The organism is Streptomyces sp. NPDC059906 (assembly GCF_042730645.1).
Taxonomy (GTDB): domain Bacteria; phylum Actinomycetota; class Actinomycetes; order Streptomycetales; family Streptomycetaceae; genus Streptomyces; species Streptomyces rubrogriseus.
In genome coordinates this window covers 51,007-76,297 of record NZ_JBHWKU010000002.1, presented here as the reverse complement: position 1 = coordinate 76,297, position 25,291 = coordinate 51,007, and the positions used below count along the sequence as shown (strand labels likewise).

Sequence of the window (25,291 nt, the reverse complement as noted above, 5' to 3'; positions counted from 1 at the left end):
CTACGGAGGGGCCTGGCGGAAAGCCGATTTACGCGGTCGGCCCGAGCCCGCTCAGCACCGTCCGGGCCCGGGCGAGGGCGGCCGGGTCCGCCGGGTCGACCTCCAGGTCGGGCGTGATGCCCGTGCCGTCGACGCCGCGCCCGGAGGGGGTGCGGTAGTGCCCGACGGTCAGCTCGGCCACCGAGCCGCCGGGCAGCCGGCTCGGCATCTGCACCGAGCCCTTGCCGAAGGTGCGGGAGCCCAGGACGACCGCCCGGCCGCGGTCCTGGAGGGCCCCGGTGAGAAGCTCGGCCGCGCTCATCGTGCCGCCGTCGACGAGCGCGACCAGGGGTCTGGTGGTGTCGCCGCCGGCTTCGGCGTGCAGGGCCCGCTGGTCGCCGTCGACGTCGTACGTGGCGACCAGGCCGCCGTCGAGGAAGGCGGAGGCGGCGGTGACGGCCTCGGTGACCAGGCCGCCGGAGTTGCCCCGCAGGTCGAGGACGAGACCGGCGCCGGACGGCACCCGGGCCGCGGCCTCGCGCACCTGCTCGCCGACACCCTTGGTGAAGGAGGTGACCTTGAGGACGGTGAGGCCGTCGGCGAGCGTGCGGACGGTCACGGGGTCCGTGGACAGCCGGGCCCGGCGTACGGTCTCGGTCCACGCGCGCGTGCCGCGCTCCAGGCCCAGCCGGACGGCGGTGCCGGCGGGCTCCGGCTCGGCGTCGCCGCGGAGTATGGAGACGACCTCGGTGACGGGCCGCCCGTCGACCCGCTCGCCGTCGACACTGCGCAGCCGGTCGCCCTCCCGGATCCCGGCGTCGGCGGCGGGCGACCCGGAGCGCACCCGGGTCACCTCGATGCGGCCGTCGCGCTCACGGCGCGCGGAGAGCCCGACGCCGGTGTACCGGCCGTCGAGGGCGTCCTCCAACTCCTCGTACTCGCCCTCGGAGTAGACGGCGCCCCAGCGGTCCCCGCTGCGGCTGACCGCGCGTTCGGCGGCCTCCACGGGGGACTTGCCGTCGGCCATGGCCTCGGCCGCCGCGCGGGCGACGTCGTCGTGGCGGCCCTGCTGACCGGCCGGGGCGGCCGAACGGGCCGTACCGGGCCCGGGCTTCCGGTCCGTCCCGGGCAGCGAGCCCGAGGCCGCGCCCGCGACGAGCACGCTCGCGAACACCAAGGTCAGGGCGGCCCCGTGGCGTACGCGGCGGGGCTGACAGAACAGGTCACGGCCTGACATGCCGGTGAGTCTAGGACAACGCGTAAGGGCCGCACGGTCCGTTGACCGCGCGGCCCTCTTGGTATGTGTCACACCTTCAGGTACTTGCGCAACGCGAAGAACGCGGCCAACGCGGGCATCAGCAGGCTCGTGGCCAGGATGAGCGGCAGCTTCGTCAGGACGGCGTCCCAGCCGATGAAGTTGATCAGGTTCAGCTTCTCGGACAGCGCGAGTCCGTGATCGATGATGAAGTACCGGGCGATCACCAGGAATCCGCAGGCGACACCACCGCCGATGAGACCGGCGACCGCCGCCTCCATGATGAACGGCGCCTGGATGTAGAAGCCCGACGCGCCCACGAGGCGCATGATGCCGGTCTCGCGGCGCCGGCTGAACGCCGAGACGCGCACGGTGTTGACGATCAGCATCAGGGCGACCACGAGCATCAGGGCCATCACCGCGCGGGCGGCCCAGTTCATGCCGTTGAGGAGGCCGAAGAGGTTGTCCAGGATGCCCTTCTGGTCCTGCACGGACTGCACGCCGTCCCGGCCGTCGAAGGCGGTCGCGATGACCTGGTACTTCTCCGGGTCCTCCAGCTTGATCCGGTACGACTCCTGCATCTGGTCCGGCGTGAGGGAGCTGGCCAGCGGAGAGTCGCCGAACTGCTCCTTGTAGTGCTTGTACGCCTCGTCCTGCGACTCGTACGTCACCTTCTCGACGACGGCCATCTCGTCGAGGTCGGACATGATCTGCTTCTTCTGGTCCTCGGTCACCGCGCCCTTGGCGCAGTTGGGGTCGGACTCGGCGTCGCTCTTGTTGCAGAGGAAGACCGAGACGTTGACCTTGTCGTACCAGTAGCCCTTCATGTTGGTGACCTGGTCGCTCATCAGCAGCGAACCGCCGAACAGGGCCAGGGACAGGGCGACCGAGACGATGACCGCGAAGGTCATCGTCAGATTGCGGCGAAGACCGACTCCGATCTCCGAGACTACGAACTGGGCGCGCATGGCGTCTCGTTAAGCCTTTCGTTCCTCGTCGTCAGTGGCTCGTCAGTGCTGGTAGCCGTAGACACCGCGTGCCTGGTCCCGGACGAGGCGGCCCTTCTCCAGCTCGATGACGCGCTTGCGCATCTGGTCCACGATGTTCTGGTCGTGCGTGGCCATCACCACGGTGGTGCCCGTCCGGTTGATCCGGTCGAGCAGCTTCATGATGCCGACCGAGGTCTGCGGGTCGAGGTTGCCCGTGGGCTCGTCGGCGATCAGCAGCTTGGGCCGGTTGACGAAGGCGCGCGCGATGGCGACGCGCTGCTGCTCACCGCCGGACAGCTCGCCGGGCCTGCGGTCCTCCTTGCCGCCGAGTCCGACGAGGTCGAGGACCTGCGGCACGGACTTGCGGATCTCGCCGCGGGACTTGCCGATGACCTCCTGGGCGAAGGCGACGTTCTCGCCGACCGTCTTGTTCGGCAGCAGGCGGAAGTCCTGGAACACCGTCCCCAGCTGGCGCCGCATCTGCGGCACCTTCCAGTTGGACAGGCGGGCGAGGTCCTTACCCAGGACGTGCACCTGTCCGTGGCTGCACCGCTCCTCGCGGAGGATCAGTCGCAGGAAGGTGGACTTTCCGGAGCCGGAGGACCCCACGAGGAAGACGAACTCGCCCTTCTCGACCTCCAGGGAGACGTCCCTGAGGGCTGGGTGGCTCTGTTTGGGGTAGACCTTGGAGACGTTGTCGAATCGGATCACGGATGCACCACGGGTCGCCGGGGGTAGATGTGCGTGACCATACGCGAACCGGGGAGCGGACCGCAGTCACCGGTCGGGGTTGCGTATCAGTTGCGCGTTTTGTCCCCACGGGAGGGCGCGCGGGGCCCTGCGGAACCTGGCACAGTGGAAGGGGGAACGTTCGCGTCGTCGCGGGCGTTGTCCACAGGGAGCCGGCGGCAAGGAGGGTGAGCGCATGACGTACGACCGGTTGGTGTGCGCGAACTGCGCGGCGCCCGTGAGTGAGGGCAGGTGCCCGGTCTGCCGGGCCAACCGCGAGCGGCTGCAGCAGGAGAGCAACTTCTTCGCGGGGCTGAATCCGACGACGCTGATCGCGCTGCTGGCGGTGCTGATCGCCGCGGTGGCCCTGCTGGCCCACCAGACCGTCTGACGGCCCTGGAGCGGCCCTGGGGGCCGCCAGGACACGGACGGGCGGACGCGGGCACGGAGAGTGGCCCAGGACACGGGAGGGGCCCGGAGCGATGACGCTCCGGGCCCCTCCTTTCGCGTGCGCGGTGCGTACGCGGACGGCTACCGTCAGGCAGCTGCCCCGCGGCCGTTCATCAAGCGCGGCAGGAAGCGGAAGCCGATGCCGCCGGCGATCATCGTCGCGGCGCCGACCAGCAGGAACGTGGTCTCCGCGGCGCCGGTCTCGGCCAGCTCGTCACCGTTGCCCTGGGCGGCGGTGTCGGAGGCCGGGGCCTCTTCACCGGTGTCGGTCAGCGCGGAGGAACCCTCCTCCTGAGCGACGTTGTCGTTGCCGCCGCCATCGGGGGTGGTGTTGTCGCCGCCACCGGCACCGCCGGCGTTGCCGCCGTTGCCGTTGCCACCGTTGTCCCCGGTGCCGCCGTTGCCGTTGCCGCCGTTGTCGCCGGAACCGCCGTTGTCACCGTTGCCGCCGTTGTCACCGGCGCCACCGTTGCCGTTGCCACCGTTGTCGCCGGTGCCGCCGTTGTCACCGCCCTCGGACGTGCCGGTGGAGGTGCCCTCGGACGTACCCTGCGAGGTCCCCTCGGACGTCCCTTCCGAGGTCCCCTCGGAGGTGCCGACCGAAGTGCCCTCGGACGTGCCGACCGAGGTCCCCTCGGAGGTGCCCACGGACGTGCCCTCGGACGTCCCTTCCGAGGTGCCCTCGGAGGTGCCGACCGAAGTGCCCTCGGAGGTGCCCACGGACGTGCCCTCCGAGGTCCCCTCGGACGTGCCCTGCGAGGTGCCCTCGGTCACGCCGACACTGGAGCCCTCGGTCAGGCCGCCGTCCTCCTCGCCGCCCTGGACGCTGACGCCGAGGCCGAGACCCTGGTCGTCGGCGCTGGCGCTCACACCGATCTCGAGCGCCGAGGCCGCACCCGCGGCGGTCAGGGAGGCACCGGCCGCGATCACGGCGCCGGCCGCTATGCGCGCGACACGGATGCGCGTCTTCTTCGTCATGTAGTTGCTACCCCCAGTAGCCGTTTTAGTCGTCGAGGCCGCACTCGGGGGCCGTGATCGACGGGGGTGGCTGCATGTGTGCTCAAGCCCCCCGGTTCACATGCGCCCCAGAAATACGCATGCCGCGCCTCACCATTCCGAATGTTCAAAGCAACGTCAAGGCCATTGCGTACGCGATGTCCGGGTACGGGACGTATGCCGGACACAATGGGTGTGACTGTGATGCAAAACCCAGACATCACCGGCGAACGGGAGGCAGAGAAAAGGCAACCGCCGCCGAAGGGGCGGCAGTTGCCTTGTCGACAAAGCGGTGGTTCCGCCTCGCGTTACTTCTCCCGCTGCTTGCGCCAGCGAATTCCGGCCTCCAGGAAACCGTCGATCTCGCCGTTGAACACGGACTCGGGGTTGCCCACTTCGTGCTCCGTACGCAGGTCCTTGACCATCTGGTACGGGTGCAGCACGTACGAACGCATCTGGTTGCCCCAGGAGTTGCCCCCGTCGCCCTTGAGGGCGTCCATCTTGGCCTGCTCCTCCTGGCGGCGCCGCTCCAGGAGCTTGGCCTGCAGGACGTTCATGGCGGTGGCCTTGTTCTGGATCTGGGAGCGCTCGTTCTGGCAGGAGACGACGATGCCGGTGGGGATGTGGGTCAGGCGCACCGCCGAGTCGGTGGTGTTCACGCCCTGGCCGCCGGGGCCGGAGGAGCGGTACACGTCCACCCGCAGCTCGGACTCGTCGATCTCGATGTGGTCGGTCTGCTCGACCACGGGGAGGATCTCGACGCCCGCGAAGGAGGTCTGGCGGCGCCCCTGGTTGTCGAAGGGCGAGATGCGCACCAGCCGGTGCGTGCCCTGCTCGACGGAGAGGGTCCCGTAGGCGTACGGCGACTGCACGGCGAAGGTCGTCGACTTGATGCCGGCCTCCTCCGCGTACGACGTCTCGTAGACCTCGGTCTTGTAGCCGTGCTGCTCGGCCCAGCGCAGGTACATGCGCTGGAGCTTCTCGGCGAAGTCGGCGGCGTCCACGCCACCCGCCTCGGCGCGGATGTTGACGAGCGCCTCGCGCGCGTCGTACTCGCCGGAGAGCAGGGTGCGGACCTCCATCTCGTCCAGCGCCTTGCGGACGGCCGCCAGCTCGGACTCGGCCTCGGCGCGGGTGTCCGGGTCGTCCTCCTCCTCGGCCATCTCGAAGAGCACCCCGAGATCGTCGATCCGGCCGCGCAGGGCCTCGGCCTTCCGCACCTCGGCCTGGAGGTGCGAGAGCTTGCTGGTGATCTTCTGCGCCGCCTCCGGGTCGTCCCACAGGGAGGGCGCGGCCGCCTGCTCCTCGAGCACGGCGATGTCTGCCCTCAGCCTGTCGAGGTCCAGGACGGCCTCGATCGACTCCATGGTCGAGGAGAGGGACTTCAGCTCTTCGGATACATCGACGACTGCCACGCATCCAGCGTAACGGCTCCGTCCACCGGTCCACGCCGGGCGGGTGCGGGCACGGACGCCCGCGGGGTGCCGGGCCTCAGGGAGCGGCCGGTGCCGAGTTCCGCGTGTCCTGGGGTCCGCCGCCGTCCTCGTCACCGCCCGTGGCCAGCCACGTACCGACGCCGATCGCCGCCACCAGGGCGACGGCGCCCGCGCCCACCGCGATCCGGCGGCGCCGCGTGGCGGCGCGGTTGCGGGCCGAGCCGGGGCGCGGGGCGCCCGACGCGCGCGGGGCGCGGGCGGTGCCGCGGGCACCGCCGGCCAGTTCGTCGGGCGCGGGGACGCGCATCGAGGTGTGGGTGTCGCGGTTGGAGTCGACCGGCTTGGCGCCCGGCACCAGGGGCACGGCTCCCCGGCGCCGAACCGGTTCCGCGGTGGGCGCGGGGGCGTCCGGGGACCCCGCGGACGCGTCGGGGTCGTCCTCCGGCTGCTCGGCGTCGGGCTCGTCCACGTCCAGCGGGGCCATTCCGGCGAGCATCGGCAGCAGCTCGCGCAGCCGGGCGCTCAGCTCGGAGGCGCGCAGCCGGGAGGCCGGGGCCTTGGCGAGGCACTGGACCAGGAGCTGCCACAGCTCGTCCGGGATGCCCGGGAGCGGGACGACGGTCTCGGTCACGTGGCGGCGCAGCACCGCGCCGGGGTGGCCGCCGCCGAACGGCGTGAAGCCGGCCAGCAGCTCGTACAGGACCGTGGCGAGCGCGTAGATGTCGACCGCCGCGCGCGGGGGCAGGCCCTCGACGATCTCCGGGGCCAGGTAGTCGGGCGTGCCGATGATCTTCGTGGCGCGGGTGCGGCGCGGGGTGTCGATGAGCTTGGCCACGCCGAAGTCCGTCAGCAGCGCCGGGTGCGAGCCGCCGGGGCCGAGCGGGCCCTGCATGTCGAGCAGCACGTTCTCCGGCTTGACGTCGCGGTGCACGACCCCGGCGGCGTGCGCGGCGGCCAGCCCGTCGGCGACGTCGGCGGCCACGGCCACCGCGGCCTCGGGCGCCAGGCGCCGCTCCCGGTCGAGGCGGGTGCGCAGGTCCGTGCCGCGGACCAGGTCCATGACCAGCGCGAGGTCGTTGCCGTCGACCACCAGGTCGCGCACGGAGACGACGTGCGGGTGGTCCAGGCCGAGCAGGGCGGTGCGCTCCTGCACGAAGCGCGAGACGAGTTCCTGGTCGGACGCCAGGTCCTCGCGCAGCAGCTTGATCGCGACGGGACCGTCGGGTCCCTCGCCCAGCCACACCGTGCCGGCGCTGCCCCGCCCGAGGATCTGGTGGGCGGTGTACCGGCTGCCGATCTTCCGTGCCAAGACTGCTCCTACCGACGCGTGTTGCGCCTAAAAGTACGCGTCCGAGGAGCCGGGCTTCACCGCGGAGGCGGAAATCACCCTCCGGATGTCGACAAGTCTCCAGACTCAGCCTCCGCCGGAGCCGCCCAGCTCCCCGATCCAGTCGGTCACGGTGGTGAACCAGTCGGTGAGCTGGTCCCAGTAGCCCTTGCCGGTGCCGATCCAGTCCTGGAGCGGGCTCAGCTCCCAGACCAGCCAGCCGGCCACGAACAGGATGACGACGGTGAACAGGCACCCCTTGAGGCAGCCCAGGCCCGGGATGCGCATGGGGTTGGCGCTGCGCTGCCGCGGCGGCCTGGGCTCGCGCCGCGGCTGCTGCGGCTCGGGCGCGGGCGGCGGGGCGTACCGCTGCGGCTGCTGGGGCTGGGGGGTGGCGTACCGCTGCGGCTGTTGCTGCTGCGGGTAGCCGTAGCCGGGCTGCTGGGGCGGCGGGCCCTGCGGGGCCTGGCGCGGCTGCTGTGGCGGGCGGGAGACCTGCCGCTGCGGGCGGCGGCGCAGCGGGTCCTGGTTCGGGTCGAGGTACTGGACCTGCGTCTGTTCGTTGCGGTCGCGGGCGGCGCGCAGCTGGTTCTGCCAGGGGTGCGGGTCCTCGGGTCCGCCCTGTCCCGGGGCGCCGGGCTGTCCCGGCGGCACCGGCGGCATGACGGCGGTCGGGTCGGGCGCCCCGGTGCTCGGGAGTACGGCGGTGGGGTCGGCGGCGCCCGCCGGGCCCGAGGTGTGCGGCAGGACGCTGGTCGCGCCGTTCGGGTCGTAGGCGGCGTCGGGGGCGCCCGGGACCTGCGCGGGCGCCGGGTCGGGGGCGAGGAGCGCGCCCACGTTCTCGGCGGCGCCGATCTGCGCGCTGTTCGCGTGCACGCCGATGCCCTCGGCGACGACGCGCAGGCCGCGGGCGAGGTTCTCGGCGCTGGGACGGTCGTCGGGGTTCTTGCGCAGGCAGCGCTCGATGACCGTCCACAGCGGGTCGGGGACGGTGGAGGGGCGGCGCGGCTCGGCGCTCAGGTGCTGGTGCAGCACCTCAAGGGCGGAGCCCCCGCCGAACGGGGGGCGGCCGGTGACCAGCTCGTAGAGCAGGATGCCGGCGCCGTAGACGTCGACGGCGGAGGTCTGCGGGCGGCCCTCGGCGGACTCCGGCGCCACGTACGCGGGCGTGCCCACGAACTCGTGGGTGCGGGTGAGGCCGGGCGAGTCGGCGAGGCGGGCGATGCCGAAGTCGGTCAGCATCGGGTGCATCTCGCCGCCGGCCTGCTTCAGCAGGACGTTGGCCGGCTTCAGGTCGCGGTGGACGACGCCGTCGGCGTGGCTGGCGGCGAGGGCGTCGGCGATCTGCGCGGTGAGCAGAGCGGCGGCAACCGGGGTGAGCGGCCCGTTTTCGCGCAGGTACCGGTGCAGGTCCGGTCCGTCGACGAGGTCCATGACCAGGGCCAGCAGCTCGCCCTCGACGACCAGGTCGCGGACCCGGACGATGTTGGGGTGGGTGAGCCGGAGCAGCACGGAGCGCTCGCGCAGGAAGCGCATCACGATGTCGGCGTCGCTCGCGAGCTCTTCCTTGAGGACCTTGATCGCGACGGTCTCGCCGGGCTGTCCGGCCACGGCCGCCTCGGCGCCCGCGGTCTCCCGCTGGCGGGCACGCCATACGGTGCCCGTGGCACCGCGGCCGAGGGGCTCCTCGAGGAGGTACTTGCTGCCTACCGGCCGCACGTCATGCGCTCCTAGTTGCTTGCTGGCTGTTCGGACCCACTGTTACAGACCCAGTCGGTGTCCCACACCCAGTCGGTCCCAGTCCGACCCAACTGTAGTGCCGCCCCCCGGACCACGTTCGAAGGAAAGACGCTCGACCCGGTCCCGTGGTTGCCGCTGCCCGCACGTGACCGATCTCAAGCGGACGGCATTCGATCATCCGCAGGGCACCTGTCAGGCATTTTTGGGGGCAGAGCCGACCAATCAAGATCATTTGACGGCGGGCGGCGGGCGCGTTGTCAGTGGCAGGTGCGAGGATGCGTGCAGTACTGGCCGACGTGTTCGTGTGACGGTGGGGGAAGTCCGCGGTGGGGGACCGCGGTGACGGCTTCCGTCCCGGCGTGCGGGCGCCCGCGCGAAGGGACCGCTTACGGCGATGCAGATCCGGCTGACCGTCGTAGACCCGCTGGGCCCGCATGCTTCGGCTGCTTCGGCTGTCCCGGCGGGGGACCGCTCCGCGCGGTGTGACGTACTCGTCACCGCCCCGGCCGGCACGGCCCTGGCCGCGGTCGCCTCCGCGCTGGCCGCGACGCTCCCCGGCGAGGGACCGGGCTCCGGCCAGGTGGTGCTGTACGCCGGTGCGCAGCGGCTCGACGCCCAGCGCAGCACCCTGGGCGAGCCCCCGCTGATCGACGGCGCCGTGCTCTGCCTGGGCGCCCCGGGCGAGCCCGACCCGCACACCGAGCCGGCGGACGTCCCCGCCCAGCTCCACGTGGTCGCGGGCCCCGACGCGGGCGGCGTCCACCTCCTGCACGGCGGCCAGATCCGGCTCGGCCGCTCCGCCGACGCCGACGTCGCGCTCGACGACCCGGACGTCTCCCGCATGCACTGCGCCGTGACCGTCGGTCCCGACGCCCGCGTCTCCGTGGCCGACCTCGGCTCCACCAACGGCACCACCCTGGACGGCACCCGCGTGGGCGACCGCCCGGTGCGCTTCCCGCCGGGCGCGCTGCTGCGGATCGGCGAGTCCGCCCTGCGGCTCGTGCCGGTGCCGCCGGTGGCGGAGGTGCGGGTGGCGACGACGCCGGACGGGGAGGGACACGTACGGCTGTCCGGCCCTGGGAGGTCCTCGTCGGACGCCGGGGACGGCGACGCGGTGGCCCACGCGCGCGTGGCCGACGGGGCGGAGGGCGACCCGCGCGGGTCCGGCGCGGCGGGCGACTCCGCACCCGGCCCCACGGCCCACGGCACCGGGGCGGACAGCACGGCCCGGCCCCGCGGACGTACCCACCACGCGTACGGCACGTCGGCGTACGGCAGGGGCGCGGCGCCCGTCGAGCCGCCGCAGGTCCCGGGCCAGGGCGGCGCGCCCCGCATCGAGAGCCACGGCACCGGCCCCGTGGCGGGCCTGCCCCGGCAGGCCCCCGCAGGAGGCGAGACGCACGGCGGCACGGGGGGCGCGCGGGACGCGGGGGCGTACCCGGCCGGCGGACCGGGAGCGGGCGGGTACCGCGCTCCGGGCCCGCCCGACGAGGACGCACACGGCACCGGACCGTCCACGCCGGGCCCGTACGGCACGAGCGCCCGGGGCAGCGACGCCTACGACGCCGGCGCGACCGGCGGGGCCCCGTCCCGCACCGGCGGTCCCGGCGTGGACGCGTACGGCACGGGCGCGTCCGTCCCCAGCGCCCTCGGCGCGGGTGCTTCCCGCACCGGGCGCAAAGGGACCCCCCTGCGCGGGACCGAGGCGCCGCAGGAGGTGCGCCGGCGCGGCGGGATAGGAGCGTGGGCGCGGCGGCTGACCGGAGGCCGCGGAGGCGCTCCGGAGACCACCGGCGGGTCCGACGCCCACGCGTACGACGAGGCGGCGGCCGTCGGATCGGCACCGGCGGCCCCGCCCGGCACCTCGCGCGCCCCGGAGACCTGGCCGGACCCCGCCTCACTGCTGCTGACGGCGCTGGGGCCGGGGCCCCGGCTGTGGGAGCGCGGCCCGGAGCACCCGGAGGCGCTCACCGTGCGGCTCGGTACGGCCGACCGGGTGGCGCCGGGCGGTGACGCCCCGCTGCCCGCGGTGCCGGTGACCGCCGGTCTGCGCGAGGTCGGCGCGCTCGGCCTCGCGGGTCCGCGCGAGCGGCTCACCGGGCTGGCCCGCTCGGTGCTGGCCCAGCTCGCCGCGCTGCACTCCGCCGACACCCTGGAGATCGTCCTGATCAGCGCGGACCGCTCCCGTCCGCTCGCCGAGCGGACCGCCGAGTGGTCCTGGCTGGGCTGGCTGCCCCAGGTGCGCCCGGGACACGGCCAGGACTGCCGACTGCTGCTGGCCCACGACCGCGAGCAGGCCACGGCCCGCGCCGCCGAGCTGCTCCGCCGCCTGGACGACCACCTCGGGGACGAAGCCCGGTCCGGTGCCCGCCCCCAGGACACGGCCGAGGACACCACAGCGCCCAGGAGGGCTGCCGCGGGAGCCGTCCGGCCGCAGCCCTCCTGGGCGCGCCCCGACGACGGCACCGACCCGGCAGGCGGCTTCACCGGGCCGTACACCGTGGTCGTCGTGGACGGGGATCCCGGCGGTGCGGACGTGCGCGAGGCGGTGACGCGGCTGGCCCTGGAGGGACCGCGGGCCGGTGTGCACGTCGTGTGCCTCGCCGAGACCGCCGCCGCCTCCCCCACCTCCCCGGTGACGCGGACGTACGAGGCGGCCTGCGCGGTGTCGCCGGTGTTCCGGGAGTGCGGCGCCGTGGCGCTGCTCAGCGGCGACGTGGCGACGACCCTGCGGCTGCTGCGCGTCGCCCGCACGGGCACGAACCCGGGCACGAACACCCCGGCCGCTCCCGCCGGTCCGGTCGGTCACGGCACCCTCGGCACGCTGGACGCCGTCTCCCTGCCCTGGGCCGAGCGCTTCGCGCGCGCCCTGGCCCCGCTGCGTACCGACATCTCCGCCACCGGCGGCGAGCAGCACACGCGCGTGTCCGCACCGCTCCCCCGGACGGCCCGGCTCCTGGACGAACTGGGCCTGGCCCGCGCCACCCCCGCCTCCCTGATGGCCCGCTGGGCCGCCGCGGCCGACGACACGGAGTCCCTCGGGGGACGCGCGCAGGCCGTGCTGGGCGCCGGTCCGCGCGGCCCCGTCCTGGCCGACCTGGCCGCCGAGGGCCCGCACCTGCTGATCGAGGGGCCCGCCGGGAGCGGCCGCACCGAGCTGCTGCGGGCGTTCGTCGCCTCGCTCGCCTCGGCCGAACGCCCCGACCGGCTCGGCGTCGTCCTCATGGACGGCCGCGACAGCGTGAGTTCGGGCGGCGCCCGCGGCGAGGGCCTGCGCGTGTGCACGGACGTACCGCACGTCACCACCCACCTCACCGCCAACGACCCCGTGCGGATGCGGGAGTTCGCCCAGTCCCTGAGCGCCGAGCTGAAGCGGCGCGCCGAGCTGCTCGGGCGGTCGGACTTCGCCGAGTGGCACACCGGGCGCGAGGTGTCGGGCCGGCTCGTCGCCCAGCGCGGCCCGGCGGCCGCGGGGCCCGCGCCGGTCTCCGACTCCGGGGACGTGGAGTCCCCGCCCAGCTCCACCCTGCGGCTGCGCCCGGCCGCCGCCCGGCGCCGCACCGGTCCCGTCCCGCCCCTCCCCCGCCTGGTCGTGGTCGTCGACGACCTCGACGCCCTGGTCACTCCCCCGCTCGGTTCCCCCGGGCGGCCGGCGGCGGGGTCGGTGATGCGGGCGCTGGAGGCCGTCGCGCGGGAGGGCGAGCGGCTCGGCGTCCACCTGGTGGCCGCCACCGCGCCCGACGGCCGTACGGACCGCACGGAGCCCGCCCTGCGCGCGACCCTGCGCGTCACCCTGGACCCGCCGGTGCCGGGCCCGGACGAACCGGCGCCCGGACGCGGGCGGTTGGCCCGCCCCGACGGCCGCACCACCGCCTTCCAGGGCGGCCGCGTCACGGGCCGCATCCCCCGCACGGCGACCCTGCGCCCCACGGTGGTCCCCCTGGAGTGGCACCGCATGGGCGACCCGCCCACCCGCCGCCCCGTCCGCGAACTGGGCAACGGACCCACCGACCTGGCCCTGCTGGCCAGCGCCCTGGAGAGAGCGGCCCGAGAGGTCTCGGCGGCGGAAGTCCCGTCTCTCCTGTAACGCCGGACGCCTGATCATGGTCACGACGCGGTCACGAAACCCCGCTTGACCGCGGACGCGCCCTTGCCGCCCTCACCCCCCTGGCGTACACCAGAGCGCACGGGACAGCGCCGAGCGTTCGACGAGGAACGAAGAACGGGGCAGTGATGCGCACGAGCAGCACCATCCGGACACGCGGAACCGTCAAGAGGACCACCCGAGTCGCAGCCGCCCTCGCCGCGGGAGCGCTCGCGCTCTCGCTCACCGCGTGCGGCGCCGACGAGGACAACGGCAGCGGTGACAGCGACGACGAGGGCGGCGGCAAGCAGCCGGGCGCCTCCGTCACCCTCCCGAAGTTGGACGGCGAGAGCCTGGAGGTCGCCGCCGTCTGGACCGGCACCGAGCAGGAGAACTTCAAGAAGGTCCTCGCCGAGTTCGAGAAGCGCACCGGCGCCAAGGTGACCTTCGTGCCCGCCCAGGACCCGATCATCAACTTCCTCGGCTCGAAGATCGCGGGCGGCGCCCCGCCGGACGTGGCGATGCTCCCGCAGCCCGGCGCCATCAAGCAGGCCGTGGACAAGGGCTGGGCCAAGCCGCTGGGCGCCGAGGCGACCAAGGAACTGGGCGAGAACTACTCGCAGGGCTGGCAGGACATCGGCAAGGTCGGCGGCAAGACGTACGGCGTGTACTACAAGGCCGCCAACAAGTCGCTGATCTGGTACAACGCCCAGGTCTTCGAGAACGCCGGCGCCGCCGAGCCCAAGACCTGGGACGAGCTGCTCAACACGGCCCAGATGGTCTACGACTCGGGCGTCACCCCGTTCTCGGTGGGCGGCGCGGACGGCTGGACGCTCACCGACTGGTTCGAGAACGTCTACCTCTCGCAGGCGGGTCCGGAGAAGTACGACCAGCTCGCCCAGCACGAGATCAAGTGGACGGACCCGTCCGTGAAGGAGGCCCTCACCACGCTCGCCGAGATCTGGGGCAAGGACGACTACGTGGCGGGCGGTGCGTCCGGGGCGCTCCAGACGGAGTTCCCGGCCTCGGTGACGCAGACCTTCACCGGCGGCGACCAGCCCAAGGCGGGCATGGTCTACGAGGGCGACTTCGTCCAGGTCAACATCGGTGAGACGAAGGCGAAGGTCGGCACGGACGCGAAGGTGTTCCCGTTCCCGGCCGTGGGCGACACCGCGCCGGTGGTGTCCGGCGGCGACGCGGCCGTGGTCTTCAAGGACTCCAAGGCGGCGCAGGCGCTGGCCACCTGGCTGGCCTCGCCGGACGCGGCGGAGATCCAGGCGAAGCTCGGCGGGTTCCTCTCGCCCAACAAGAGCGTCGACGCGTCGGTGTACCCGAACGACGTGCAGAAGAAGATCGCCGAGGCGCTGGTCGCGGCCGGTGACGACTTCCGCTTCGACATGTCGGACCAGGCCCCGCAGGCCTTCGGCGGCACCCCCGGCAAGGGCGAGTGGAAGGTGTTGCAGGACTTCCTGAAGAACCCGAAGGACGTCGCGGGCGCCCAGGCGAAGCTGGAGGCGGACGCGGCCGCCGCCTACGGCGGCTGACGCGATGACGTCGGCCACGGCGGCGGGAGCCTCGCGGGGCCCCGCCGCCCCCAAGTCACCCAAGTCACCCAAGTCGCGCAGGAGCGTGACCGGCACCCGCAGGTCCGTGGCGGCGCTGTTCCTGCTGCCCGCCCTGGTGCTGCTCGGCGCGCTCGTGGTCTACCCGATCGGGTACTCGCTGATCCGCAGCTTCTACGACCAGTCCGGCGACTCCTTCGCCGGGTTCGACAACTACGAGACGCTCTTCACCGACGACGGCATCCGCACCGCCCTGAAGAACAACGTCATCTGGGTGGTGTTCGCGCCGACGGTCGCCACCGCGCTGGGCCTGATCTTCGCGGTGCTGACCGAACGCATCCGCTGGGGCACGGCGTTCAAGCTGGTCGTCTTCATGCCGATGGCGATCTCGATGCTGGCGGCCGGCATCATCTTCCGCCTGGTGTACGACCAGGACCCGGACAAGGGCGTCGCCAACGCGGTGTGGGTCGGGGTGCACGACACGTTCGCCGAGTCGTCCGCGTTCCCGAAAGCGCACCCGGGCCGCGACTCGCCGCTGGAGCCCGCCGGCGGGGGCGCGTTCGTCACGAAGCAGCCGGTCGGCGCGGGCACCCCGGTCGCCCTGCCCCTGGTGGGCGTCGCCCCCGACCTGATGCCCGACGGCGCGAAGAAGGCCGTGTCCGCCCAGCCCGAGGACGGCAAGGTCACCGGCACCACCTGGCAGGACTTCACCCGCGGCAAGGGCGTCGGCAAGCTGGGCGGCGTCGACGCGGCCGAGCTGGGCTACGCCGGGATGAAGATCGAGGCGGTCAAGGACGGCGAGGTCGTGGCGACGACCACGGCGGCCGGGGACGGCACCTTCACGCTGCCCGCGGCGGCCGACGGGGCACTGCTGAGACTGCCCGCCGACAACTTCGCGGAGCCGTACAACGGCCTGAACTGGCTCGGCCCCTCCCTCGTCACCCCGGCGATCATCGGATCGTACGTATGGATGTGGGCGGGCTTCGCGATGGTGCTGATCGCGGCAGGACTGGCCGGGATGCCCCGGGAGCTGCTGGAGGCCGCCCGGGTGGACGGCGCCAACGAGTGGCAGGTCTTCAGACGGGTCACGGTGCCCTTGCTGGCGCCGGTCCTCGCGGTCGTCGTCGTCACCCTGATGATCAACGTGCTGAAGGTCTTCGACCTGGTCTTCATCATCGCCCCGGGCTCCTCCCAGGACGACGCGAACGTGCTGGCCCTGGAGCTGTACCGCAAGGGCTTCGCCTCCGACCAGCCGGGCGTCGCCAGCGCCATCGCGGTGTTCCTGCTGCTCCTGGTCATCCCGGTGATGTGGTTCAACGTACGGCGACTGCGGCGGGAGGTCAGGCGATGATGTCGCGTCCGCGGTGGAACGGCTGGGGGTCCGGGGGCCGCCCCCCGGGATGGCGCAGTAACGTACGGCGACTGCGGCGGGAGGTGCGGCGATGACCGCGGACGCGGGTTCCCTGACCCCGGCGGCCGCCCAGCCGCCCGAGACGGTCGTCAAGGCCAGGCAGCCGCTCGCGTCCCGGCTCGCCGAAACCGTCAGCGGCGGGCTGGTCCGGGTCTTCCTGATCGTGGTGGGCCTGTTCTGGCTGGTCCCGACGATCGGGCTGCTGCTGTCCTCGCTGCGCACGCCCGAGGACATGGCGGCGAGCGGCTGGTGGAAGGTCTTCACCGAGCCGTCCCAGCTGACCTTCCAGAGCTACGAGGAGCTGCTGAAGAACGGCGACATCACCTCGTCCCTCCTCAACACCGCGCTGATCACCGTGCCCGCGACCGTCCTGGTCGTGGTCATCGGGGCGCTGGCCGGGTACGCGTTCGCGTGGATGGACTTCCCGGGCCGCGACTGGTGGTTCCTGGCCGTGGTCGGGCTGCTCGTCGTGCCCGTGCAGGTCGCCCTGATACCGATCGCCGAACTCTTCGGGAAGATCGGCCTGTTCGGTTCGATGCTCGGCGTGATCCTCTTCCACGTCGGCTTCGGCCTGCCCTTCGCGGTGTTCCTGCTGCGGAACTTCTTCGCGGAGATCCCGCGGGAGCTGCTGGAGGCGGCCCGCCTGGACGGCGCGGGCGAACTGCGGCTGTTCGTGCGGGTGGTGATGCCGCTCGGCGGGCCCGCGATCGCCAGTCTCGGCATCTTCCAGTTCCTGTGGGTGTGGAACGACATGCTGGTCGCGCTGATCTTCTCGGACTCCGGGAGCCAGCCGATCACGGTCGCGCTGCAGACCCAGGTACGGCAGTTCGGCAACAACATCGACGTGCTCGCGCCGGGCGCGTTCATCTCCATGGTGATCCCGCTGGCCGTGTTCTTCGCGTTCCAGCGGCAGTTCGTCTCCGGCGTGATGGCGGGCGCCGTCAAGTAGCCGCCGCGACAACACCCTTGAGGGGGCGGGCCGGTCACCGGCCCGCCCCCTCATCCGTACGGGCACGACGTCCCCCGAATGCCCCGGGGACCGTAACCAAGCGGGTCCACCGGCCGTTGCCGGGCAGAACGCCCGCACCGATCCCGCCGACCGATGGAAGTCCCCGTGCCCAGGTTCAGTGTCATCGTTCCCGCGTACCAGGTGCAGGCGTATCTGCACGCGTGCCTGGAGTCGGTGCTGGCCCAGTCGTACCCGGACTTCGAGGTGATCGTGGTCGACGACTGCTCGCCGGACGCCTGCGGCGCGATCGCCGACGAGTTCGCGGCCCTCGACCCGCGCGTCCGCGTCATCGGCCTGCCGCGCAACGAGGGGCTGGGCCCGGCCCGCAACGCCGGCATGGAACGGGCGGGCGGCGACTACCTGGTCTTCCTCGACGGCGACGACACCCTCACCCCGCACGCGCTGCGGGGCATCGCCGACCGGATCAAGGAGACCGGCGAGCCGGACGTCCTGGTCTACGACTACGCGCGCACGTACTGGACCGGCGAGACGGTCCGCAACCAGGCCGCCGCGCACCTCACCGAGCAGGGCCCGGCGCCGTTCCGGCTCGCCGACCGGCCGGGACTGCTGAAGCTGCTGATGGTGGCCTGGAACAAGGCGGTGCGACGGGAGTTCGCCGTGCGCGAGGGCTTCGCCTTCCCGCCGGGCTACTACGAGGACACGCCGTGGACGTACCCGGTGCTGATGGCGGCGGGCTCCGTCGCCACCCTGGACCGCGTCTGCGTCCACTACCGGCAGCGGCGGCGGGGCAGCATCCTGGGCACGCCGGGCGAGCGCCACCTGGACGTCTTCACGCAGTACGACCGCGTCTTCGCGTTCCTCGAGACGCGCATGGAGACACACCCGCAGTCGCGCAGGGAGCTGGCCCGCTGGCGGCCGCTCCTGTACCGCCGCATGGCCGACCACCTCACGACGGTGTACACCCGCCCCGGCCGCCTCCCGCTGTCCCTGCGCGCCGAGTTCCTGCGCCGGGCCCGTGTCCACTGCCGCCGCTACCGGGTCCCCGGCGCCCGGGCCCCGCTGCCCGTCCGGCTGCGCCACGCCCTGCTCCGCCTCGGCCTGCGCCGCACCTACGGCGCCCTGCGGCTGGCGTCGGCCCTGCGCCGCCGTACGGCGGGGGTCGCCGCGGGGCTGCTGCGCGCGGCCCGGACCGGCGCCCTGCGCCTGCACTACCGCGTCCAGCGCTGCCTCCCGCTCCGCGCCGACCGGGCCGTCTTCGCCGTCGAGGGCGACCGGGGGTACGGCCGCGACCCGGGCGCGCTGGAGGAGGCGTTCCGCCGTCTGGCGCCGCACGTGCGCACGGCGTGGGCCGCCGACCGGGTGCACCACCACACCGTGCCGCCCGGCACCCGCCGCCTGGTCCCGGGCACGGCCGCCCACTGGACGGCCCTGGCCCGCTCCCGCTACCTGGTGCGCGAGGGGGCCTTCGGCCCGGGCCTGGTCAGGCGGCGGGGCCAGATCCTGGTCCAGACGCAGGCCGGGACGCCCCTCAAGCACATGGGCCTGGACCTCCAGGAGCGCCCGGCCGCCGCCCAGGGCACCGACTTCGCCCGGCTGCTGCGCGAGGTCGACTCCTGGGACTACGTGGTCTGCGCCAACCGCCACTCCTCCCTGACCTGGGAACGCGTCCACCCGGGCGACTGGACCGCCCTGGAGTACGGCCAGCCGCGCACCGACGTCCTCCAGCGGGCGACGGCCGCGGACGTGGCCCGGCTGCGCGAGACCCTCGGCGTCCCCGAGGGCACCGTCGCGATCCTGTACGCGCCCACCCACCGCGACTACCGGCGCACCCAGCACTCCGCCCTGGACCTGGAGCGCGTCGTGCGCCGCCTCGGCCCGCGCTTCGTGGTGCTGGCCCGCGCCCACCCCCGGCACGGCGGCCCGCTCGCCACGTCCGCCGGCCGGGTGCTGGACGTCAGCGACCACCCGCACGTGGAGTCGCTGTGCCTGGCCTCGGACGCCCTGGTCACCGACTACTCGTCGCTGATGTTCGACTACGCGGGCCTCGACCGCCCGATCGTGGTCCACGCCGCCGAGCGGGAGGCGTACGAGGCGGCCCGGGGCACCTATGTCGACCTGCGTTCCTTCCCGCCGGGTGCGATCGCGCGGGACGAGGACGAGCTGATCGGCGTGTTCGCGAGCGGCGACTGGGCGGGCACCCGGTCGGCGCGGCTGCGGGCCGCCTTCCGCGAGCGGTTCTGCCCCTACGACGACGGCCGCGCCGCCGAGCGCGTCGTACGCCGGGTGGTGCTGGGCGAGACGGACCTGCCGCCGGTCGTCCCGCTCGCCCGGCGCGGCCCCGCGCCCTCCCCTGCCGCGGCTCTCGCGCGGGCCCCGCTGACCACGGTGCCGCCACCGGCGGGTCCGCGCACCGTCACCGACAGCCTCTGAACCCGAGAGCCCGAGACAAAGACCCGAGAGAAAGAGCAGTATGCCCCGCTTCAGCATCATCGTCCCGTCCCATGGGGTCGCGGGGCGGCTCTCCCAGGCACTGGACTCGGTCCTCGGCCAGTCCTTCGGCGACTTCGAGCTGATCCCGGTCTGCGACGGCCCGGATTGCGCCGCGGCGGACGTCGCCGGGGAGCACGCCGAGCGGGACTCCCGGGTGACGCCCGTGCACTCGCCGCCGACGGCCGGTCTGGCCGGGGCGCGCAACGCCGGGATGCGGGCGGCGACCGGCGCGTACCTGCTGTTCCTCGACGGCGACGACGCCCTCGTGCCGGGGGCGCTGGCGGCCCTGGACGCACGCCTCGCGGACACCGGCGGTGTCGACGTCATGTACTTCGAGTACGAGCGGGTGCCCTGGTGGGAGGGCGAGACCACCAACCCGGCCGCGCCGCTGCTGGCGAAGACCCCGGACGGCGCCTTCGCCCCCGACCGCGCCCCGCACCTGACCGGCGTGCACCTGCCCGCGTGGAGCGCGGTGCACCGCCGTACCTTCCTCACCGAGCGCCGGCTGGACTTCCCCGGGGGCCACTTCACGGACGTCGGCTTCGGCGCCCGGGTCGCTGCGCGCGCCGAGCGGGTGGCGGTGCTGCGCGAGGTGGTCGTACGGCACCGGGTGCGGCGCCAGGGCAACCGGCTGAACCTGCCCGGCGAGCACCACGCGGACCTGCTCGACCAGGCCGAACTCGCCCTCGCGCACGCCGTCGAGCGGGGCCTGCCGCCCGAGCGGCGCGGCCTGCTGTTCGAGCAGCTCTTCGCGGCGGTCCTGAAGACGGCCACCCACCCCCGGCGCCTGACCCGGCGGGGGCGCCGCGCCTTCTACCGCCGGGCCGGCCGCCTGTACCGGCGTCACCGCCCCGCGGGCTTCCGGCCGCCGGGCGGACGGCTCGGCGTGCAGCACCGGCTGCTGGCGTCGGGGTCGTACACCGCCTTCCGCGCGCTGCGCGCCGCCAACCGGACGGCGACCGGCGTCCTGCGCCGCCTGCCGTGGCCGCGCGGGCTGCGCACCCGCCTGCGCTACCGCCGCCACCTGCGCCGCCCGCTGGATGCGAACCTCGTCGTGTACTGCGCCTACTGGGGCCGCGGTTACGCCTGCAACCCGGCCGCGATCCACGCCAAGGCCCGCGAACTCGCCCCGCACCTCAGGTCGGTGTTCCTGGTCGAGCCGGACCAGGCGCACACCCTGCCGGACGGCGTCGACCACGCGGTCGTCGGCAGCCACCGGTACTGGGAGGTGCTGGCCCGCGCCACGTACCTGGTGAACAACGCCAACTTCGCCGAGGGCGTGGTCAAGCGCCCCGGCAGCGTGCACCTGCAGACGCAGCACGGCACGCCGCTGAAGACGATGGGCGTGGACCAGTCGACGTACCCGGTGGTGGCGGCGGCCACCGGCAGCTTCACCAAGCTCCTCGCCCGCGTGGACCGCTGGGACTTCAACCTCTCCGCCAACCGGCACTCCACCCAGATGTGGGAGCGCGCCTTCCCCGGCTCCTACGAGCACCTGGAGTACGGCTACCCGCGCAACGACGTCTACTGCACGGCGACCGCCGGGGACGTGGCCCGGGTGCGGCGCGAACTGGGCGTCCCGGAGGGGAAGACGGCGGTCCTGTACGCGCCCACGCACCGGGACTGGGAGACCGGGTTCGGCGCGGGCGGCCTGGACCTGGAGGCGTTCTGCGAGGCGGCCGGCGAGGACGTCGTGGTGCTGCTGCGCGCCCACTACTTCTACGACCGGGGCGGGAGCCGGGAACGCACCGGCCGGGTCGTCGACGTGACCGGGCACCGCTCCTCGGAGGACGTGTGCCTGGCCGCGGACGCGCTGGTCACCGACTACTCCTCCATCATGTTCGACTACGCCAACCTGGACCGCCCGATCGTCGTGTACGCCGACGACTGGGACGTGTACCGGGAGACCCGCGGCGTCTACTTCGACCTGATGGCGGCACCCCCGGGACCGGTGGCGCGCACGTCCGAGGAGCTGGCCCGCGTCTTCGCCGACGGCACCTGGGCGGGCCCGGAGTCGACGGCGCTGCGGGCGGCCTTCCGGGAGCGGTTCTGCGAGTTCGACGACGGCCGGGCCGCCGAACGCGTCGTGCGCCGGGTGCTGCTCGGCGAGCCGCCCGAGGCGCTGCCGCCGGTGCTCCCGCTCGCGGAGCGCGTCCCGGCCCCCGCCGCCGCCACCCACGAGAGCCTCGCAAGGAGCTGACCCCGCCGTGCCCCGCTTCAGCGTCATCGTCCCCTGCTTCAAGGTGCAGGGCTTCCTGCGCGAGTGCCTCGACTCGGTGCTGGACCAGTCCTTCCGGGACATCGAGGTGATCGCCGTCGACGACTGCTCCCCGGACGGCTCCGGCGCGATCCTGGACGAGTACGCCGCCCGCGACGACCGGGTGCGGGTGCTGCACCTGGCGGAGAACGCCGGCCTCGGCCGGGCCCGCAACGCCGGGCTGCCGCACGCCACCGGCGACTACCTCTTCTTCCTCGACAGCGACGACACCCTCACCCCGGGCGCCCTGCGCGCGATGGCCGACCGGCTCGCGGAGACGGACGGCCCGGACGTGCTGGTCTTCGACTACGCGCGCACCTACTGGTGGGGCGGCACCCGGCGCAACGTCCTGGCCCGGGTGCTCGCGGAGGCGGGCGACGGCACGTTCACGGCGGCCGGGCATCCCGAGATCCTCGACCTGCTGATGGTCGTGTGGAACAAGGTCTACCGCCGCGACTTCGTCGAGCGGGAGGGCCTCACCTTCCCGCCGGGCTACTACGAGGACACGCCCTGGACCTTCCCGGTCATGTTCAGCGCGGAGCGGATCGCCGCGCTGGACCGCATCTGCCTGAACTACCGCCAGCGCCGCCAGGGCAACATCCTGTCCACGACCAGCCGCAAGCACTTCGACGTCCACGCGCAGTACGAGCGGGTCTTCGCCTTCCTGGACGCCCGTCCGGAACTGGCGGCCAGGTGGCGGCCGTTCCTGCACGCCAAGATGGGCGAGCACTGCCTGGACATCCTGTCCAAGCCGGACCGGCTGCCGCCCTGTGACCGGGCCGAGTTCTTCCACCGCACCGCCGGGATGTTCCGCGCCCACCGGCCCGGGGACGCGGCGGTCCCGGCCGAACTCCGGGTGCTGGAGGGGTCGTACGCCGCCTACCGGGTGCGCCGGGAGTCCGGGCGGGCGGCACGGGAGCTGGAGCGCCGGACCCGGCCGGCGCGTACCGCGGCCGCCGGGCGGCTGCGCCGGGCGGCGAGCACCCTGCACGTGCGCCGTCCCCTCGACCCGGACCTCGTCGTGTACTCGGCGTTCTCCCACCGGGGCGTGCTCGGCGACCCCGCCGCGATCCACCGCGCGGCCCGTGAACTCGCCCCGCACCTGCGCGGGGTGTGGGTGGTGCGGGACGAGGAGAGCGCGGCGGACCCCGCGCTGCTGCCGCCGGGCACCGAGCACGTGGTCCTGGGCAGTGCCGCCTACCGGCGGGTGACCGAGCGGGCGGCGTTCTTCGTCAACAACGTCAACTGGCCCGGCACGGTGGCCAAGCGGCAGGGCACCGTCCACCTCCACACCCACCAGGGGACGCCGCTCAAGCGCATGGGCGTCGACCTGCTGGACCGGCCCGGCGCCCGGCACGGGCTGGACGTGCCGCAGATGCTGCGCCGCGCCGACCGCTGGGACCACAGCCTGGTCGCGAGCCGGTACGCGGAGCGGGTCTGGGAGCGGGCCTACCCCTGCCACTTCACGTCCGCGCGCACCGGCAGCCCGCGCAACGACGCCCTGGTCAACGCCGGTCCCGAGGACGGGCGGCGGGTCCGCGAGCGGCTCGGTGTCCCCGACGGCCACACCGTCGTGCTGTACGCGCCGACCCGCCGCGAGTACCGGCGCGGCGGGCTCGTCGAGCGCCTCGACGTGGCCCGGCTCGCCGCCGACCTGGGCGAGGGCCACACCCTGCTCGTCCGCCTGCACCCGTCCCTCGCCACCGGTCCGGCGCGCGGCCTGGGCCTCGCGGAGCTGCACCGGCGGGGCGTGGTGGTCGACGCGACGGACGAACCGCACGTCGAGGACCTGATGCTCGCCTCGGACCTGCTGATCACCGACTACTCCGCCCTGATGTTCGACTACGCCGTCCTGGACCGCCCGATCCTGATCCACGCCGAGGACTGGGGCCCGTACTCGGCGGCCCGCGGCACGTACTTCGACGTCACCGAGGAGGCACCCGGGCACGTCTCGCGCTCCTACCGGGAGCTGGCGTGGCTGCTGGCGTCCGGGGCCTGGCGGGACGAGGAGGCGGCACGGCTGCGGGCGTCCTTCCGCGCCCGGTACTGCGAGTACGAGGACGGGAGGGCCGCCGAACGGGTGGTGCGGACGCTGCTCCTGGGCGAGCCGATGCCCGCGGCGGAGCCCTCCGGCGTCCCCGGCTCCCGCGCCGTCCCGTCCGGACGCGACCTGCTGCCCTCCACATGAGACCCGGCAGCCGGGTGAGCGGTCGGGTGCCGGGGGCTCCGGGGGTGCTGGGGGTGCTGCTCCTGGCCGCCGTGTTCGCCGCCCTCCAGCTGGCGAACGTCACCGGCCGGGACACCCCCGACACCAGGAACTACCTCTCGTACGCCCTGAGTCTGACCGGTGAGAGCAAGCACGCGGCGGCGACGGCCACCATCGACTACGTGTGCGCGGGCCGGGCGGAGCGGGCCCGCCGGGACCAGAGCGTGCACGTGGTCCGCTTCCACCGCCCCGACCCCACCGCCGGGGTGTTGGCCGAGTGCCGCGAGCAGGAGTGGGCGGCGGTCCGGCCGCGGCTGGCGGCCGGGCAGACCGGCGGGCACACCGTGCCGTTCATGTCGGAGCGCTTCATGGCGATCTTCGAGGCGCGGCCGGGCTATCCGGCGTTCCTGGTGCCGTTCGTCCTGGCCTTCGGGGTGACGTGGGGCCTGTGGACGGCGGGCGTCGTCGTGGCGTGCGCGGGCGGCGTCCTGGTCCTCCTGATCCTGCGGACCCTGTCGGTGCCGGTGCCGCTCGCGCTGGCCGGGCAGGCGCTGTACTACGTGCTGCCGTGCGGGACGACCGCGATGCGCCCGATGACCGAGGGCCTGCTGATGGCGCTGACCCTGGCGGCGGTGTGGGGCTGCGCGCTGGTGCTGCGGGCGGGCCGCACCCGTGCCGGGCTGCTGCTGGTGGCCGGGGCGCTGCTCGCCCTGTTCACGGTCAAGCACTCCCAGGCGCTGTTCCTCGGCCTGTGCCTGGCGGCGGCCGGCGGGGTGATCGCCCTGCGGCGGTACCGGCGGCGGGCTCGGCGGCTGCGAGGCCGGGGCGGTCCGGCCTCCCGGGAGGTGTCGGCGCTCGCGGCCGTCGGCCTGGCCGGTGCGGTCGCGACCCTGCTGCTGGCGCGGCTGCTGCACTACCCGTCCGAGGCGGACAGCCTCCAGGACCTGCTCACCGATCACTTCAACCGCCCCGACCGGAAGCATCCGTGGCCGGAGTTCTGGCAGTTGCAGGGCAACTTCTGGGTGGAGTGGCTGCGCCGGCAGGCGTGGCAGCCGCTGTTCGTGGCGGCGCTGGCCGCCGGGGCGTGGGGCGCGCTGCGGCGCGGGGGTGCGGTCGGCGGCTTCCTGGTGGCGGCGGCGTGCACCGGGCTCCTCACCCAGGCCGGGCACCCGGACATCAACATCTGGGGCGAGCGGCTGATCGTGCTGGCGTGGCTGCTGCCGGTGGTGGGGGTGCCGCTGCTGCTGGAGCCGGTGGTGCGCGGCGGGCGGGTGCCGCTGCCGGCGCAGGAGCAGCGGGACCGGGCGGGCGCGGTCGGCTGAGCGTCCCGGGCGTCCTGGGTGTCCCGGGCGTCCGCCGCCCGGGTGACTTGGACCGGTGAGCGATTGGCGGGGGTGACCCCACCGGGAA

General features: G+C 73.9%; 16 protein-coding genes. 9 read left to right on the top strand and 7 right to left on the bottom strand.

The window, feature by feature from the left end; all coding sequences use genetic code 11:
• Positions 1-28: 28 nt before the first annotated feature.
• The 3 genes from ACFV9J_RS03200 to ftsE all read right to left on the bottom strand — a co-directional run bounded on the left by ACFV9J_RS03200 (position 29) and on the right by ftsE (position 2,934).
• Complete coding sequence (locus tag ACFV9J_RS03200; protein ID WP_385349065.1) at positions 29-1,216, bottom strand: S41 family peptidase; 1,188 nt, start codon at positions 1,214-1,216, stop codon at positions 29-31.
• Between the two features lie 68 nt (positions 1,217-1,284).
• Positions 1,285-2,202 carry a permease-like cell division protein FtsX gene (ftsX, locus tag ACFV9J_RS03195; protein WP_385349063.1) on the bottom strand — a complete coding sequence of 306 codons (918 nt, stop codon included), beginning with the start codon at positions 2,200-2,202 and terminating at the stop codon, positions 1,285-1,287.
• A 42-nt stretch (positions 2,203-2,244) separates the two neighbouring features.
• Positions 2,245-2,934 (bottom strand): cell division ATP-binding protein FtsE, encoded by a 690-nt coding sequence (gene ftsE / locus ACFV9J_RS03190; RefSeq protein ID WP_003975843.1) that lies wholly within the window; start codon positions 2,932-2,934, stop codon positions 2,245-2,247.
• A 214-nt stretch (positions 2,935-3,148) separates the two neighbouring features.
• Between ftsE and ACFV9J_RS03185 the strand changes: the two genes are divergently transcribed.
• The gene (locus ACFV9J_RS03185; RefSeq protein ID WP_003975842.1) at positions 3,149-3,343 is read left to right on the top strand and encodes a hypothetical protein; all 195 of its coding nucleotides are present in this window, start codon (positions 3,149-3,151) and stop codon (positions 3,341-3,343) included.
• A gap of 146 nt (positions 3,344-3,489) precedes the next feature.
• Here the strand turns inward: ACFV9J_RS03185 and ACFV9J_RS03180 are convergent, their stop codons facing one another.
• The 4 genes from ACFV9J_RS03180 to ACFV9J_RS03165 form a co-directional block, all read right to left on the bottom strand.
• The gene (locus ACFV9J_RS03180; RefSeq protein ID WP_385349058.1) at positions 3,490-4,380 is read right to left on the bottom strand and encodes a hypothetical protein; all 891 of its coding nucleotides are present in this window, start codon (positions 4,378-4,380) and stop codon (positions 3,490-3,492) included.
• Between the two features lie 326 nt (positions 4,381-4,706).
• Positions 4,707-5,813, bottom strand: a complete 1,107-nt coding sequence (gene prfB / locus ACFV9J_RS03175) for a peptide chain release factor 2 (protein WP_385349055.1) — start codon at positions 5,811-5,813, stop codon at positions 4,707-4,709.
• Positions 5,814-5,889: 76 nt separating this feature from the next.
• The gene (locus ACFV9J_RS03170; protein WP_385349052.1) at positions 5,890-7,143 is read right to left on the bottom strand and encodes a serine/threonine-protein kinase; all 1,254 of its coding nucleotides are present in this window, start codon (positions 7,141-7,143) and stop codon (positions 5,890-5,892) included.
• Between the two features lie 105 nt (positions 7,144-7,248).
• Complete coding sequence (locus ACFV9J_RS03165) at positions 7,249-8,880, bottom strand: serine/threonine-protein kinase (protein WP_385349049.1); 1,632 nt, start codon at positions 8,878-8,880, stop codon at positions 7,249-7,251.
• A gap of 415 nt (positions 8,881-9,295) precedes the next feature.
• Here ACFV9J_RS03165 and ACFV9J_RS03160 point away from each other — a divergent pair, with 415 nt between their 5' ends.
• From ACFV9J_RS03160 to ACFV9J_RS03125, 8 genes are all read left to right on the top strand, one after another.
• Positions 9,296-12,988, top strand: a complete 3,693-nt coding sequence (locus tag ACFV9J_RS03160) for an FHA domain-containing protein (RefSeq protein ID WP_385349046.1) — start codon at positions 9,296-9,298, stop codon at positions 12,986-12,988.
• Positions 12,989-13,134: 146 nt separating this feature from the next.
• Positions 13,135-14,529 (top strand): ABC transporter substrate-binding protein, encoded by a 1,395-nt coding sequence (locus ACFV9J_RS03155; RefSeq protein ID WP_385349043.1) that lies wholly within the window; start codon positions 13,135-13,137, stop codon positions 14,527-14,529.
• Positions 14,530-14,533: 4 nt separating this feature from the next.
• A complete protein-coding gene (locus tag ACFV9J_RS03150) occupies positions 14,534-15,898 on the top strand; it encodes a carbohydrate ABC transporter permease (protein WP_385349039.1) in 1,365 nt (454 codons plus the stop codon).
• Between the two features lie 91 nt (positions 15,899-15,989).
• Positions 15,990-16,907: a carbohydrate ABC transporter permease gene (locus tag ACFV9J_RS03145; RefSeq protein WP_385349036.1), complete on the top strand. Its 918-nt coding sequence runs from the start codon at positions 15,990-15,992 to the stop codon at positions 16,905-16,907.
• Positions 16,908-17,072: 165 nt separating this feature from the next.
• Entirely contained in the window at positions 17,073-19,358 is a 2,286-nt protein-coding gene (locus tag ACFV9J_RS03140; protein WP_385349033.1) for a CDP-glycerol glycerophosphotransferase family protein, read from the top strand.
• Positions 19,359-19,398: 40 nt separating this feature from the next.
• On the top strand, positions 19,399-21,618 hold the full coding sequence (locus tag ACFV9J_RS03135) for a CDP-glycerol glycerophosphotransferase family protein (protein ID WP_385349030.1): 2,220 nt from the start codon (positions 19,399-19,401) through the stop codon (positions 21,616-21,618).
• Positions 21,619-21,625: 7 nt separating this feature from the next.
• Positions 21,626-23,863 (top strand): CDP-glycerol glycerophosphotransferase family protein, encoded by a 2,238-nt coding sequence (locus ACFV9J_RS03130; RefSeq protein ID WP_385349027.1) that lies wholly within the window; start codon positions 21,626-21,628, stop codon positions 23,861-23,863.
• Positions 23,860-25,203 carry a hypothetical protein gene (locus ACFV9J_RS03125; RefSeq protein WP_385349024.1) on the top strand — a complete coding sequence of 448 codons (1,344 nt, stop codon included), beginning with the start codon at positions 23,860-23,862 and terminating at the stop codon, positions 25,201-25,203. Before ACFV9J_RS03130 ends, ACFV9J_RS03125 begins: the two co-directional genes overlap by 4 nt.
• Positions 25,204-25,291: the final 88 nt, after the last annotated feature.

Bases quoted from the DNA above. Each gene is read 5' to 3' on its own strand.
- ACFV9J_RS03155 (WP_385349043.1), top strand. From the start codon at position 13,135: ATGCGCACGAGCAGCACCATCCGGACACGCGGAACCGTCAAGAGGACC.
- ACFV9J_RS03135 (WP_385349030.1), top strand. From the start codon at position 19,399: ATGCCCCGCTTCAGCATCATCGTCCCGTCCCATGGGGTCGCGGGGCGG.
- ACFV9J_RS03145 (WP_385349036.1), top strand. From the start codon at position 15,990: ATGACCGCGGACGCGGGTTCCCTGACCCCGGCGGCCGCCCAGCCGCCC.
- ACFV9J_RS03200 (WP_385349065.1), bottom strand. From the start codon at position 1,216: ATGTCAGGCCGTGACCTGTTCTGTCAGCCCCGCCGCGTACGCCACGGG.
- ACFV9J_RS03185 (WP_003975842.1), top strand. From the start codon at position 3,149: ATGACGTACGACCGGTTGGTGTGCGCGAACTGCGCGGCGCCCGTGAGT.
- ACFV9J_RS03180 (WP_385349058.1), bottom strand. From the start codon at position 4,380: ATGACGAAGAAGACGCGCATCCGTGTCGCGCGCATAGCGGCCGGCGCC.
- ACFV9J_RS03150 (WP_385349039.1), top strand. From the start codon at position 14,534: ATGACGTCGGCCACGGCGGCGGGAGCCTCGCGGGGCCCCGCCGCCCCC.
- ftsX (WP_385349063.1), bottom strand. From the start codon at position 2,202: ATGCGCGCCCAGTTCGTAGTCTCGGAGATCGGAGTCGGTCTTCGCCGC.
- ACFV9J_RS03160 (WP_385349046.1), top strand. From the start codon at position 9,296: ATGCAGATCCGGCTGACCGTCGTAGACCCGCTGGGCCCGCATGCTTCG.
- ACFV9J_RS03125 (WP_385349024.1), top strand. From the start codon at position 23,860: ATGAGACCCGGCAGCCGGGTGAGCGGTCGGGTGCCGGGGGCTCCGGGG.